Genomic DNA, 14712 nt, shown 5'->3' with positions numbered 1-14712 from the left:
ATCAGATCACCTCATAACTTAGCAGGGTGTGACCGATTTTAATTTGATCCCCTGACTGCAGTATTTTCCGGCTAATCCGGCTTCCATTCACATACGTGCCATTGAGGCTCTGCGCATCGCTTAATACATGTTGACCTGCTTCATAAGAGATATAAGCATGAAGACGCGACGTATTCATATCAGTCAGAGAAAGTTCATTGCTCTCCCGCCGCCCCATATGAAAGCGTTGCGTACCCACTGGAATTTTTAGTCCTTCATCAGGACCTTCCACAACGGTAATGAGCCCCTGAAACTTAGGAGATTCCTGCCCAACTACAGGTGTTCGAGTAAATTTTTTCGTTTGACCAAAATCTGTAGGCTCATCCGTTGCCTTAGACTGTTGCACCGTTTTCTCATACGGAATGGCTTCCGTAAATTCCCCCTCCACGCTAAAACTATTTTTCTTCGCAGTGGAATCTGCCACAAACTCAAAACTAGGCTGCCCTAAAATCGTATAGCCCCTTCTCTCAAGTGCTGCAAATAAATGTTGGGAAAGCTCGTCTTGAATCGCTGCCACAACAGGCAAAAGATTTTCATAATCATGTGTACCAAGAGCGATACAATAGTGATTCGGTACATAAGTCTTGGAAATTCCGATGGAACGTTTATTTTCCATTTCGCGAATCACATGTTTAGCAATTTCAGCTGGCTGTAAATCGCCAGAAAATTTCGCATTACAATAGCCTTCTATATATTTCTCAAAAAGATTCTCTAAATTGCGCACAAATTTCACAACAGACACTCCAATATGCGAAATTTTGTAACTTATAAATCATTATATGCGAATTTTATCGCATAGTCAAAAAATTCAAGATCATTTAACGTCTTTTCCTGCTAAAATCTGATGGCGAAGCTGACCACAAGCGGCTTGAATGTCACCACCCATTTCTCGTCTCACCGTCACCGTAATATGACGTTCTTCTAAAACTTTAGCAAATCGTTCCATTTGCTCAGCCTTCGGCCGCGCTAGCCCACGCTCAACAACAGGATTTACCGGAATCAAATTGACATTAGCCAGCTTGCCTTTCATAAGTTTTGCCAGCAGACGAGCTTGTTCCTCGCCGTCATTGACTCCAGCAATGAGGATGTATTCATAAGTAACACGTCGTCCAGTCTCCATTGCATAAGCATCACCTGCTGTCAAAAGATCCGCAAGAGAAAATCGCCTATTCACAGGCATGAGGCGTGAACGAAGCTCATCAGTCGGAGCATGAAGCGAAATTGATAGAGTTACAGGAAGTTGCTCTTTGGCAAGAGCATAAATTTTCGGCACAATGCCTGCTGTAGACACCGTAATATGACGGTATCCCAAATGAAAGACATAGTCTTCATGACAAAGTTTCAAAAACTGAACTAAATGATCATAGTTGTGCAAAGGCTCACCTGAACCCATGACAACAATCGTATCGACTTTTTGCTGCGCCACTGCAAGTTGTTGTTGCATAAAAACTACCTGCGCCAATATCTCGCCTACTGTTAAATTCCGTACAAGTCCATTTAAAGTCGAAGCACAAAATAAACATCCCATGGCACACCCTACTTGGGTAGAAATACAGATACTATTGCCATAAGGTTGACGCATGAGTACTGTTTCTACGCAATCACCACCAACAAAGGCCAATAAATATTTGCTTGTTTTTCCGTCTTTCGAATGTTGCTCCGCTTTCACGGTCACCGTATCAATTGAAAAATGTTCACTAAGTAAAGCACGATCTGCTTTACTCAGATCCGTCATATCCTGAAAGTCAGCCAGAAACCGTTGATACATTCCTTTAGCAATTTGTTTCCCGCGAAAAGCCTTTAGCCCATAAGGCGCAATAACCTCCGCGATTTCCTGAGCCGATAAACCAAATAAATTAACTCCCAAAATTTCAGCCTCCTCCCTGTCCTTAAGCTTTCAGGCGCATACGCGCAATAAAAAAGCCATCCTGATGATCCTTATGTGGTAAATACTGGACAAAAAAGCCAGGTACAGGGCAAGGAAGATAGCGACCAGTCTCTTCTAATACAAATTCAGGATGAGCCGCTAAAAATTTCTGTACAACATCACCATTTTCTTCCGGTTCAATCGTACAAGTGCTATAAACAAGGATGCCGTTCCCTTTAAGACACTTGGCGGCACTCTCTAAAATAGCTATCTGCAAAGGAGGAAGCTCCATCAGCAAAGCTTCACTTTTGCGCCATCTGGCATCTGCCTTGTGCCGTAAAATCCCCAGACCGGAACAAGGTGCATCAACGAGGACCCTGTCAGCCTGCCCCACATGAGCGGCTACCAAATCTGTCGCATCAAGAGCGCGCGTTTCAATCATATCCATGCCTAAGCGCTGCGCATTTTGCTTAATCAAAGCGAGTTTGTGCTCATAAAGATCAATAGCTAAAATACGCCCGCGATTTTTCATCAACGCCGCCATATGAGTGCTTTTTCCCCCTGGCGCGCTGCAAGCATCAATAATATATTCACCTGGTTTTGGATCAAGTACATGGGCCACAAGCATCGAACTCAAATCCTGTACCTGAAACAGCCCCTCTTTGAGGGAAGCTAAACTGCCTAATGACGGATGTTTTGAACAAAGAATGCCCTCAGGAACAAGCGGCGCTGCCTCGCAAATGACTCCCTCGGCTCTTAATCTCTCTAACAGTGCTATCCGATCAATTTTAAGCGTATTCGTCCTGAGGCTCAGTGGTAAAATCTCATTATTGGCCTGGCATAAAGCCTCTGTTTCATCAAAACTAAAGCGTTTCAGCCACCTTTCTACCATCCACGCGGGATGAAAATAGACAAGGGACAGATACCGCACAGGGTCCTGCTGTTTATCCGGATAAGTCAGTTTTTCCTCGTGACGAGCCATATTGCGCAGTACACCATTCACAAATTTCACCGTGCCGGCATGGCCATATTTTTTAGCCAATTCTACTGACTGATTGCAAGCAGCAGAGACGGGGACTTTCGTCAAAAACACGAGTTGGTACACCCCAAGGCGCAAAATATTTAAAATGACAGGCGACAAACTAGCCAGTCCTCGACTAATAAATTTTTTTAGAAAATAATCAATCGTTTCTTTGGACCTTACTGTGCCATACACAAGTTCTGTTACAAAACGGCGATCTTGATCACTTAACTGATGGGCCGTTAAACTTTTTGCCAAAACAATATTGGCGTAAGCCCCATTATTTTCTACTTCATTGACAATGTGTAAGGCAATTTCTCTTGCTTTCATTTGATTACTCCACTCGGCTTTGGCCTAAAAATTTTTGCACTGTTTGTTCGACAAGTGTCATATCAACACGCGTATTACAACAAGGACCGCAAGGTCGCTGATTTAAAACACCAATGACAGGTAAAGGAAAGACATCTTGAATACCGCTTGTTAAATCCCGTTCACAGGCAATAGCAAGCACAGCGTGAGGACGAATCGTTTTCACAACCTTGCGTGCCAAAGTTCCGCCTGTAACAATGGCCAAATGGACACCATAATATTCCGCTAAAGCAGCTAAGTCACCTACTTGACAAGCACCACAACGACGACAATTCGTAATGGTTTTCGTAACTTTATGTGGACAATTTTCCTGTTGAATACAGTGAGGCGTTAAAATAAGCAGTTGTTCCGGCTTGACAATAATATGTTTTTGCCGAATTAAATGATTACTCAATTCAATAAACGAGCGTTCAATCCGTTCCTTGTCCACATCAAATAGTTTACCGATCGTAATTGTCATGGGAAATAACATATTAATAGCCGACCAAGCAATCCCCTGAAAAAAGCGCGGCGTGCGAAATCCCATAATAGCCAAAACAATGCCTGTCACACCCGCCATAATGATCAATAAAATAGTGCCAAGCACTAGGCCAATCATCCAAGGCAGATAACTACTAATCACGGCTAAACCAGGTATGCTAATTTTCCATAGCCAGTAACTGAAAAAACCAGCAATGAGCAAACTGACCAGGATCAACACTAAAAACAGTCTTTTTTGTGGTCGACTCACCACTTCCAGCATAAACTCACACCTCTACCCCATCAAATCGCCAGGATGAATGCAGTAACCACAGATACATTCCTGGGCAGTCATTTTTCGTTTGCTTGCTGGCTGAACCTCGATGACTTCCAACAAACCGGAACCTGTTTGAACAACAAAACCCCGTTCGGTGCACGCAATCAGCATACCTGCCTCGCCAAGCGTGTCCGTATCTAGTACCTCAGTTTTCCAGACTTTTAGTCTAAAATTCTCTGTTTGACAAAATGCACCCGGCCAGGGATTTAAGCCACGTACTTTATTATGAATATCCTGCGCAGTTCTACTCCAATCAATCCGTTCAATAGAACGTTTAAGAAGCGGCGCATATGTCGCCTGGTCCGCATCCTGCTTGGTGCACGGTGCCGTGCCATTTATCAGCTTCTCCACTGTCATCATAAGCAGTTCAGCTCCTTGATGCATGAGCTTATCATGAAGTTCACCTGTTACCATATTTGGTGTAATGGCCGTTTTGGCTGTTAAAATCATATCCCCTGTATCCATCCCTTTATCCATATACATGGTTGTCACGCCTGTCTCCGTTTCCCCATTCATAATGGCCCAATGAATAGGCGCTGCACCCCGATACTTTGGAAGTAGCGACGCATGAACATTGATACAGCCCAAACGCGGCAATGCCAATAAGGTTGGCGACAACAATTGTCCAAAGGCAACAACGACAATTAAATCAGGCTGAAAATCCGCTAGCTTGTCAATCACTGCGGCATCTTTCACTTTTTCCGGCTGCAATACTGGAATATTAAACTTGACGGCACATTCCTTTACAGGCGTAAAAACGAGCTTCTGCCCTCGCCCTTTCGGACGATCAGGCTGACTCACGACAGCCACAACATCAGTCAAAGGACTTTTAGCAAGTTGTTCCAAACAGGGCACAGCAAAATCAGGCGTACCCATAAAAATAACCTTTAAAGGCTTACTATTCATGCGCCTCACCTTTCTGTGCTGTAACAATAGATTCGGCCTTATCAATAAATAAAATACCTTCCAAATGATCAATTTCGTGTTGAAAAGCACGTCCAAGCAATTCTGTACCCGTATATTTTACTTTTTTGCCCTGACGATTAAGAGCCTCTACAGTCACCTTACTATAACGTTTTACTTCGCCATAAACGCCAGGCACGCTGAGACAGCCTTCCAAAGCCTTTTCTTCCCCTTCGCCGCTGGTAATTTGGGGATTAATCAGCTCCACAAGGCCTTCGCCCACATCAATGACAACTAGTCTGAGCGACTGCCCCACTTGCGGCGCAGCCAGTCCGACACCATCGGCATCATACATGGTTTCAGCCATATTATCTAGCAGTTGTTTCATACGCTTATCAACACGAGCCACTTCTTTTGCCTGCTCTTTTAATATCTTATCTCCGGCTTTTTTTATTTCTAGAATAGCCATTACGCTACCTCCTATGATCGAATGTTAAATCTTTACACAATTTTAGCATAAAATAAATAAAAAATCTAATGGGAGTGTCGACTCCATTACATGAGGCTAACAGGATCGACATCCACGCTTACATTGCTTTGATGGTGAAAATTAAGTTGTCTAATCGCTTTCCGAACATTCCCTAAATGATGTGTCTTCACAAGCACGATAACGCGGTAGACATCCTGGATCTTTGCCACCGGGGCAGCGACAGGACCTAGTATCTCCCCGCTGTTTTCCGGTAAAACGTTCTTGAAAGCCAAAACAGCCTGATCCACCTCTTTACGTAGTGGCCCTTCTTGCATGCCCTGCCAAATCATCTTCACAATATGGCAAAAAGGCGGATAATCCAGTTCACGACGAAATTTGATTTCTTCTTGATAAAAGCCCTCATAATCATGTCCGGCAGCACAAGAAATTGCATAGTGCTCAGGATTATAGGTTTGCACAACAACCTCCCCGGCCTTCGTTCCCCGTCCAGCCCGGCCGGCTGCTTGGGTAATTAAGGCAAAGGTTCGTTCGGCTGAACGAAAATCAGGCAAATTAAGCGCTGTATCAGCTGAAATAACCCCTACTGCAGTAACATTGGGAATATCATGCCCCTTAGCAACCATCTGTGTCCCAAGCAGTACATCCTGTTTCCCCTTGGCAAAGTCCGTTAATATCTGATCATGCGCAAATTTTCTTGCTGTCGTATCCTGGTCCATCCGCACAATTTGAGCCTCAGGCAATAACCTCACAAGTTCTTCTTCGACCTTTTGAGTTCCTGTCCCAAAATATTTAATATAACGACTCTGACAGGCTGGACAAACATCAGGCAAAGGAAAAGTCTGGCGGCAATAATGACATTTCAATTGTTTTCCTACAGCATGATAAACCAAGGCAATGGCACAATGGGGGCAGCGAATAACATGACCACATTCCCGGCACAAAACAAACGTGGAATAACCGCGTCGATTAATCAAAACGATGGCTTGCTGCTTGTGGCTGACTGTACGAACAAGTAACTCAGCCAACTCATCAGAAATGATAGAACGCTTTCCTTCTTTCATCTTCGCTGCCAAATCCACAACAGTCACGTGCGGCATAACAGAGCCATCAATGCGTTTCGTTAAAGATAGCAATTGATAATGCCCCTGCTCGGCTTCATAAAAACTTTCCAAGGACGGAGTCGCGCTCCCCAAAATAACCGTTGCGCCTGTCTTGGAAGCGCGAAAGACAGCGACTGTCCGGGCATGATAGCGAGGTGTTTCTTCTTGTTTATACGTAAACTCATGCTCTTCATCAAGAATAATCAGTCCTAAATAATGAGCGGGCGCAAATAACGCCGAGCGAGCACCAATCACAATCCCCGCACTTTCTTCTTTCATTCGCTGAAAACCATCAAATCGTTCACCTAAGCTTAAACGGCTATGAATGACAACCACATCATCACCAAATCTTGCTTGAAAGCGCCGAACAATTTGCCCAGTGAGAGCAATTTCCGGGACAAGGACAATGACTTGTTTACCTTGCTTACGAGCTGCAGCCGCTGCGGCAAGATAGACTTCTGTTTTGCCGCTACCTGTCACACCATGCAGTAAAAAGGTTTTGAACTTTCCAGCCTGAATTGTCGGAATAATTTTTTCAAGAACAGCTTGCTGCTCAACTGTATAACAAGGTGGCGCAGCATCTTGCTGTGGCTTATGATAACTATTCCGTAAAACTTGGATTTCCTGCATCTCAATCAGTCCGGCTTGGACAAGCTTTTTGGCTGTAGCCAGTTGAATACCTTGCTGTTTCAATTCTTTCCATGAATAGCTATGCGCTTTAAGTAGCGTGAGAAGTTTTTGCTGCGCTGGTTTATGAGACAAGTCAACATCCTGAAGTTTGTCCAGGTCTAAACAAAGAGTAACTACCTTTTCCGTTTTAATTGAGGCCTTTTTGACTGTAAGAATTTTCACAGACACTAATCCTTTATCAATAAGCCCCTTTATGGCATTCCCTTTGCCTATCCCCTGTCGCTCCAAGTCTTTTTGAGTCACAAATTTCTGGCTGGCAATAAGCTGAAAAAGCTTTTGTTGTTCATCACCCAGTTCAGTTAGCAGCATAGATCTCTCTGAATCAGATAACTTTTCATTCAAAACATAGCCTGATTTGGATGTAATACCACTTTTACCCGGAATAAAGAGACGTAAAGCATCCGATAAGGAACATAAATAATAATCAGCAATAGCATGAGCTGTTGCAATCATGGCAGAATCAAACCAAGGGCTTTCATCTAAAGAGGATAAAATGAATTTTAACGAATCATGCTCTACTACCGTATCCTTAACATCCAAGACAAAACCCTCAACCCGCCTAGGTCCAAAGGGCACAACAACACGACACCCCACTGTCACCTTGAGATGTCCCGGAATTAAATAGGTAAAAGCCTTGTCAAGTGACTTTGCTGTAATATTCACAAATACTTCGGCTACCTTCGTCATACTTTCACCACTCAATAAAAAGTAAGGAGACTAAAAATAGCCTCCTTACTTAAAATAAATTACTTATTTTTATTTCGCCAAAAAATCATCGATCCCTGCTAAAAACTCCGTTTTGTCTGAAAAGCAGTTTGCATCTTGTTCATCAGGCAACCAATCATCATAACCTGTATCCATGGGAGATCGTTTGAAAAAACGCCTTATCTTGTGATTTCGTGGTGACGAAAAACGAACTTTCATGTTATCATCTCCTGTCAACAATAAGCAATTTTTACTACTCTTCGTACTTCAAAATCAATCATAAACGTGTTATTAGTATGACCGCACAAGAAGTTTTCTATCGAAAAAAAGTTTACAAACCTGCTTCCTGCCGAAGAATAGCCGCTTTATCTGTCTTCTCCCAAGGCAGATTTAGATCATTGCGACCAAAATGTCCATAAGCTGCTGTCTGACGATAAATAGGACGGCGCAAATCAAGCATTTTAATAATTCCTGCTGGACGCAAATCAAAATGTTTCTTCACAAGCGCTACAATAACAGCATCATCCACTTTACCTGTATCAAATGTTTCAACTAAAATAGAAACAGGCTGAGCAACACCAATGGCATAAGCAAGCTGAATTTCGCATTTATCAGCCAAACCACCTGCCACAATATTTTTAGCCACATAACGAGCAGCATAAGCACCACTGCGGTCTACCTTCGTTGGATCCTTGCCTGAAAAAGCACCGCCGCCATGACGAGCCATCCCGCCATAAGTATCAACAATAATTTTCCGGCCTGTCAGCCCACAATCCCCCTGAGGCCCCCCCACAACAAAACGGCCTGTTGGATTAATATAATATTTCGTATCATTATCAAGTAATTCACTCGGAACAATCGGTTTAATCACATGAGCAACAAGATCTTCCTCAATCGTTTTTAAGTCCACTTCAGGTCCGTGCTGAGTCGAAATAACAATGGTATCAATCCGTTTTGGCTTGCCATCAACATATTCCACAGTAACCTGTGTTTTACCATCCGGACGCAAATAAGGCAATTTATTTGACTTTCTTACCGATGATAACTGAAGAGAAAGTTTATGAGCCAAAGAAATCGGCAAAGGCATGAAATCATCTGTTTCATTTGTTGCATAACCAAACATCATGCCTTGGTCTCCTGCCCCAATAGCATCGATCTCCATTTCACCTTTTTTAGCTTCCAGGGCTTTATCAACTCCCATCGCAATATCGGCTGATTGCTCATCAATGGAAATTAACACGCCGCACGTGTCACCGTCAAACCCAAATTTTGCCCGCGTATAACCAATATCTTTAATTGTATTGCGCACAATTTTCGGTATATCGACATAACAATTTGTTGTAATTTCGCCAGCCACATGAACCTGCCCTGTTGTAATAAGAGTCTCACAAGCCACTCTGGCAAAGGGGTCCTGCCCAATTAAAGCATCTAAAATACTATCCGATATTTGATCAGCTATCTTATCGGGATGTCCTTCAGTAACTGATTCAGATGTAAAAAACTGCTGTCTATTTGCCATAATAAATCCCTCCTAAATCATCATTTGCATAACAAAAAGCTCCCACAACAAGGGGAGCGATTATTTCTCTCCCATCTCGCAAGAATCTCTCGCCGGAATTGGCACCGTTTTAGCCTAAACTAAATGGTTGCCGCAGTATCATCGGGCCAGTCCCTCCACCATCTCTTGATGAGTCGATATGTATTTTACCAATAAAATTGTATAGCAAATACCCAAAAAAATCAAGTCCTATTTGTAACTAATTCGCGAATATAGTCGAGAATACAACAAGCAAGCTTCTCCTTCGGCATTTGCGGCAAATCAACGATTTTTCCATCCCGAAAAAGAAGTTTGGCAATATTCGTGTCGACATTAAATCCAGCGCCAGGCGCTGTAACATCATTGGCCACAATCATATCTAAATTTTTCTCGTTCAATTTTTTCTTTGCATAATTCACAACATTTTGTGTCTCAGCAGCAAAACCAACAAGAAGCTGTCTTTCTTTAATTTGACCCAATTCCCGCAAAATATCCGGATTTTTTGTTAATTTTAAAATAAGCGTATCATCATTCTTTTTGATTTTTTGCATCTCAGCAACTTCAGGACGATAATCAGCCACAGCGGCCGCTTTCACAACAATATCACAGGAAAAAAAATTCTTCAGCACTTCCTCGCGCATTTCAGCAGCACTTTCCACTTTAACCACCGTAACATTCGGCGGATGGGAAAGTCCTGTTGCACCTGAAACAAGAATCACCTTTGCCCCGCGGCGTGCGGCTTGTGCTGCAATGGCGTAACCCATTTTCCCGCTTGAACGATTGCCGATATAACGGACAGGGTCAATGGCTTCCCTTGTACCGCCTGCTGTGACTAATAAATTTTTTCCTGCAAAATCATTCTCAGCAGCAACATGGTCGACGACAAAATTCACGATATCACAAGGATCTGGCAAACGCCCCACACCTTCAGTACCGCAAGCGAGTAGCCCGCGCGCAGGTTCTATAAACTGATAACCAAGCAATGTAAGTTCCTGGATATTTTTTTGCACAATCGGATTGCAATACATCTGTGTGTTCATGGCTGGTGCAAAAATCACCGGCGCTTTCGTCGCCATCACTGTCGTTGAAAGCATATCATCAGCAATACCATTCGCTATTTTCCCAATGATATTTGCTGTCGCCGGTGCAACTAAAAAGACATCAGCCATGGTTGCCAAAGCAATATGCTCAACATTCCACTGTTTCATTTCTCCCCACATGCTGACAACAACCGGGTTGGCACTCATTTCCTGGAAAGTCAGCGGCGTAACAAAACGAGCTGCCGATTCCGTCATAATAACATGAACAATAGCACCCATTTTACGTAATCTACTGACAATATCCACTGCCTTATAAACAGCGATCCCACCAGTCACTCCAAGGACAACCTGTTTACCTGCAAGTGACACTATTTTATGCCTGCTTTCGTGCGTTCATAACCAATCTTTGATTGAGCAATTTCTTCTAAAGCCATCGTTACAGGCTTACTTGATCTACATTCAACAAGTTGTTCCTCACCGTCCATAAGCTGGCGGGCCCGTTTGGCAGCAAGCACAACTAAAGTATATTTACTGTCTACCTTATTCACTAATCTATCTAATGATGGATAAATCATTAGAAATCCCCTCCTGCAGTAACCATTAATTTTTAACTATTTTTCATTTACAAGACTGCCGCATGTACAAATTTGTTCAATTACAGCCGTGTTACGAGAAATGCGACAATGTTCCGCTTCAATAATTGATTTTACCTGACTAACTGCTGTTTCAACAATATCATTGACAACAACATAATGATACTCCTTGGCACAAGTAAGTTCTTGCTTAACACAGCCCAACCGTTTTCTAATTACACTTTCGCTATCTGTTCCCCTTGTTACAATTCGATGTTCCAGTTCATCAAAAGAAGGTGGCAAAATGTAGATAAAGACCCCTTGTGGAAAAGAATGCTTGACTTTCATAGCCCCTTGAATATCAATTTCCAGTATCACATCATGTCCCGCCGCAAGCTCTTCTTCCACATAACGGCGCGGAGTTCCATAATAGTTTCCATAAACTTCGGCCCATTCTAATAACTCATTTTTGTTACGCATTTCTTGAAATCTCTCTTCAGAAAGGAACCAATAATTCACACCATGTTCTTCGCCCGCGCGTTTGGCACGTGTCGTAACGGAAATAGAATAATGAATCGCAGGAGAGGAACGCAATAAAGCTTTGCAAATCGTTCCTTTGCCAGCTCCAGATGGACCGGAAATTACGAGCAGAGCTCCCTGGCGTCGTAATTTTCTGCCGTCTTTATTCTTCATCGTCACTCGTATCCCTACTTGCTAGACGATGAGCTACCGTTTCAGGCTGTACAGCAGATAAAATGACATGATCACTATCGACAATAATAACGGCACGCGTCCGACGACCATATGTAGCATCAATTAGCATCCCTCGATCACGCGCTTCTTGAATAATTCGTTTTATTGGTGCAGACTCAGGACTGACAATGGATATAATGCGATTTGCTGATACAATATTGCCAAAACCAATATTAATAAGTTTAATTTCCATGCTTCCATTCCCCCTGTTTTCTTTCTAGTAATTCCGCTTCTCACTACTCTATATTTTGGATTTGCTCGCGAACCTTCTCAATTTCGCTTTTCATGGCCACAGTAAGCGTCGCAATGTGAAAATCATTGGCTTTTGATGCAATTGTATTTGTTTCACGATTAAATTCCTGCACCAAGAAATCCAATTTGCGTCCCACTGCCTCACTACTATCTAAGATGCTCGTAAACTGATCAAAGTGGCTTTTTAGCCGCACAATCTCTTCTGTAATAGAAATGCGATCTGCAAACAAAGCGGCTTCTTGCAGCAAACGACCTTCATCAGGCGCAGCCTGAACTGATTGCAATAGCTCCGTCATGCGTTCTGTAATCTTTTGCCGATATTCCTCAACAACTAGTGGCGCCCGTTCTTCAATCTGCGCTAAAAGTTTACGCATACCAGCAATACGTTTAGCAAAGTCTTGTTCTATATTATTGCCTTCTGCTACACGCATACTCATTAAATGTTCAAGAGCCACTCCGATAGCAGAAGACAATTTTGGCCACAACAAAGTAACATCTTCACATACTTCCTCTACCTTCAATACATCAGGATAACGAGCAATTTGACTAACTGATTCATTATATCCTGTATCAAACAATTCAGCAAGCTCATTCACTGCCTTATGGTAAGCCATTGCCAGTTCCTTGTCAACTCTGACCAAACGTTTGGACTCACTATAGGTATCAACAGAAATAAAAACATCAATACGACCACGCGTCAAACTTACCGCGACTTGCCGACGTATTTTATCTTCGAGTGAAGCAAATGTTTTTGGCATGCGAATAACAATCTCATTATAACGATGATTTACTGCCTTAATTTCCACAACGAGTCGGTGATCTCGATCCAAGAATTCACCGCGTCCAAAACCAGTCATACTCTTGAGCACCTATCGCACCATCCTTTATATTCCTTATTATAGGCGGAAAAAATACAAATAATGCTAACTAACAGTTTCTATTTCGCTGTTTTTAGTATATTTCCTCTTTTTTAAACAACAGATGCCTAAATCGGCTATTAAGAGTAAACTATTACTACTAAAAATGCCAAACAACCTCTGTCTGATTTTCTATCGGGCAGAAGTTGTTTGGCTAGATGATCTTCTTTAGCGAATGAGCTTCATATTAAAATGAAAACGAACCTGCTTATCTTTAAATGCCACAACAAGTACAAGCGGACTATCGTAACGAATATCATCATCTACAAAATAATAATAACCCGAAAATAAATAAAACGATTTATCCTTTACAATTATCACAGGTTTGGTTTCTGTTTGCAGCTGAACCTGATAAACAAAAAAGCGGCTATTTTTTTGTTCAATCCATACAGATAAATCCGTGGGAATTATCGGCTCAGTTAAATATAACTGAATCATAAAGGTCAAAAATCCCGCATAGTCTTGCCAAATTTTCGTACCGTCTTGGAGCAAAACGGGAGCATTATTCAGCATTTTTGACCTGGCATCTGCCGCTACCACCAAAAAGGGCGTATAACAATAAGCCTGATTAGGAATAGGCCCAAACTGATCTGCCTGTTCTTCATTGGAACGCCAAGGGGCCAAAAAAGCCTCATTGGAAAGATTGATATTGTGAATACCATACAATTGCGCCTCATTCACGTGGTCATACAGGCTAGTAGCCGACGCTACTGAAAAAAATCCTATACTCAACAAAAAGAGAATCAGTACGCCAATTTTTTTCACATTCTCACACTCCTGAAAAATGCTTCACCTCATCAAGATAAATTTCCGAAATACTGACCAGAATAAACTTCTACAGCGGGGCCTGACATATAGACATGATTATTTTCGGCCCATTCCACAACTAAATCACCGCCATCTAGATGAACAAGGGCCTTCCGTTCCGTCTTGTCATTCAAGACAGCTGCCACAATAGTAGCACTCGTTCCTGTCCCGCAGGCAAGTGTCACAGCAGCACCCCGTTCCCATACACGCATACGCATTTCAGCTTTACTTAGAACCTGAACAAATTCTACATTGGTTTTTTTCGGAAACATGGGGTGCGTTTCAATTTGCGGCCCCACTTGTTCCAAATCAACGTCAGACATATTATCAACAAAAATCACACAATGAGGATTCCCCATCGAAACACACGTTCCCATAAATATTTGCTCTCCCACTGTAATCGGGATATTGACAGCTTGAGCATTGCCATCGCCTGTCACAGGAATAAGGCTTCGCGTCAAACGCGGTTCGCCCATATCTACCCGTACCGTCTCAATAACACCGTCTTTGATGATCAGCTCGGGAATAATTACACCTGCTAATGTTTCCAGCGTAATCTTAGTTTTTTTCGTCAAACCGTGTTCAAATACATACCGTGCCACACAGCGCGTCACATTGCCACACATCTCGGCTTCACTGCCATCTGAATTAAAGATGCGCATGCGAAAATCTTCCGTTTTCGATGGTAAAATAATGACAAAACCATCGGCACCAATGCCATAATGGCGATCACAAACCATAACAGCCGCCTTACTGTAATCAGCAACTTTTTCTTTTGTTCCATCAATCACTACAAAATCATTACCTTGACCATGAACCTTCGTAAATTGCATTAGTAAAACACTCCTTCATAA

General features: G+C 42.5%; 16 protein-coding genes and 1 riboswitch. All 16 genes read right to left on the bottom strand.

Going from position 1 to position 14712, the window contains the following annotated elements:
• Position 1: 1 nt before the first annotated feature.
• Positions 2-772, bottom strand: a complete 771-nt coding sequence (locus tag Ga0466249_RS27095) for an FHA domain-containing protein (protein WP_215828644.1) — start codon at positions 770-772, stop codon at positions 2-4.
• 81 nt (positions 773-853) lie between these two features.
• Positions 854-1906 carry a dual-specificity RNA methyltransferase RlmN gene (rlmN, locus tag Ga0466249_RS06545; protein ID WP_215828643.1) on the bottom strand — a complete coding sequence of 351 codons (1053 nt, stop codon included), beginning with the start codon at positions 1904-1906 and terminating at the stop codon, positions 854-856.
• Positions 1907-1928: 22 nt separating this feature from the next.
• Positions 1929-3257 (bottom strand): 16S rRNA (cytosine(967)-C(5))-methyltransferase RsmB, encoded by a 1329-nt coding sequence (gene rsmB / locus Ga0466249_RS06540; protein WP_215828642.1) that lies wholly within the window; start codon positions 3255-3257, stop codon positions 1929-1931.
• A gap of 4 nt (positions 3258-3261) precedes the next feature.
• Positions 3262-4038 (bottom strand): DUF116 domain-containing protein, encoded by a 777-nt coding sequence (locus tag Ga0466249_RS06535; RefSeq protein WP_215828641.1) that lies wholly within the window; start codon positions 4036-4038, stop codon positions 3262-3264.
• 12 nt (positions 4039-4050) lie between these two features.
• Positions 4051-4998, bottom strand: a complete 948-nt coding sequence (gene fmt, locus Ga0466249_RS06530) for a methionyl-tRNA formyltransferase (RefSeq protein WP_215828640.1) — start codon at positions 4996-4998, stop codon at positions 4051-4053.
• Positions 4991-5464, bottom strand: a complete 474-nt coding sequence (gene def, locus Ga0466249_RS06525; RefSeq protein WP_215828639.1) for a peptide deformylase — start codon at positions 5462-5464, stop codon at positions 4991-4993. The genes fmt and def overlap by 8 nt, the downstream gene beginning before the upstream one ends.
• A gap of 86 nt (positions 5465-5550) precedes the next feature.
• Positions 5551-7962: a primosomal protein N' gene (priA, locus tag Ga0466249_RS06520; RefSeq protein ID WP_215828638.1), complete on the bottom strand. Its 2412-nt coding sequence runs from the start codon at positions 7960-7962 to the stop codon at positions 5551-5553.
• A gap of 69 nt (positions 7963-8031) precedes the next feature.
• Positions 8032-8199, bottom strand: a complete 168-nt coding sequence (locus Ga0466249_RS06515; RefSeq protein ID WP_215828637.1) for a hypothetical protein — start codon at positions 8197-8199, stop codon at positions 8032-8034.
• Between the two features lie 112 nt (positions 8200-8311).
• Positions 8312-9499: a methionine adenosyltransferase gene (metK, locus tag Ga0466249_RS06510; RefSeq protein WP_215828636.1), complete on the bottom strand. Its 1188-nt coding sequence runs from the start codon at positions 9497-9499 to the stop codon at positions 8312-8314.
• Between the two features lie 68 nt (positions 9500-9567).
• Positions 9568-9674, bottom strand: a riboswitch (SAM riboswitch).
• Between the two features lie 46 nt (positions 9675-9720).
• On the bottom strand, positions 9721-10926 hold the full coding sequence (gene coaBC / locus Ga0466249_RS06505; protein WP_215828635.1) for a bifunctional phosphopantothenoylcysteine decarboxylase/phosphopantothenate--cysteine ligase CoaBC: 1206 nt from the start codon (positions 10924-10926) through the stop codon (positions 9721-9723).
• A complete protein-coding gene (gene rpoZ / locus Ga0466249_RS06500; RefSeq protein WP_215828634.1) occupies positions 10926-11132 on the bottom strand; it encodes a DNA-directed RNA polymerase subunit omega in 207 nt (68 codons plus the stop codon). The genes coaBC and rpoZ overlap by 1 nt, the downstream gene beginning before the upstream one ends.
• A 36-nt stretch (positions 11133-11168) precedes the next feature.
• Complete coding sequence (gene gmk, locus Ga0466249_RS06495) at positions 11169-11822, bottom strand: guanylate kinase (protein WP_215828633.1); 654 nt, start codon at positions 11820-11822, stop codon at positions 11169-11171.
• Positions 11812-12075 (bottom strand): extracellular matrix/biofilm regulator RemA, encoded by a 264-nt coding sequence (remA, locus tag Ga0466249_RS06490; protein WP_215828632.1) that lies wholly within the window; start codon positions 12073-12075, stop codon positions 11812-11814. Before remA ends, gmk begins: the two co-directional genes overlap by 11 nt.
• 43 nt (positions 12076-12118) lie before the next feature.
• A complete protein-coding gene (locus Ga0466249_RS06485; protein ID WP_215828631.1) occupies positions 12119-13003 on the bottom strand; it encodes a YicC/YloC family endoribonuclease in 885 nt (294 codons plus the stop codon).
• Between the two features lie 216 nt (positions 13004-13219).
• Positions 13220-13816 carry a hypothetical protein gene (locus tag Ga0466249_RS06480; RefSeq protein WP_215828630.1) on the bottom strand — a complete coding sequence of 199 codons (597 nt, stop codon included), beginning with the start codon at positions 13814-13816 and terminating at the stop codon, positions 13220-13222.
• 32 nt (positions 13817-13848) lie between these two features.
• Positions 13849-14691 carry a diaminopimelate epimerase gene (gene dapF, locus Ga0466249_RS06475; protein ID WP_215828629.1) on the bottom strand — a complete coding sequence of 281 codons (843 nt, stop codon included), beginning with the start codon at positions 14689-14691 and terminating at the stop codon, positions 13849-13851.
• Positions 14692-14712 lie beyond the last annotated feature (21 nt).

The organism is Pelorhabdus rhamnosifermentans, from assembly GCF_018835585.1.
Classification (GTDB): domain Bacteria; phylum Bacillota; class Negativicutes; order UMGS1260; family UMGS1260; genus Pelorhabdus; species Pelorhabdus rhamnosifermentans.
This window is presented reverse-complemented; position numbering and strand designations above follow the sequence as displayed.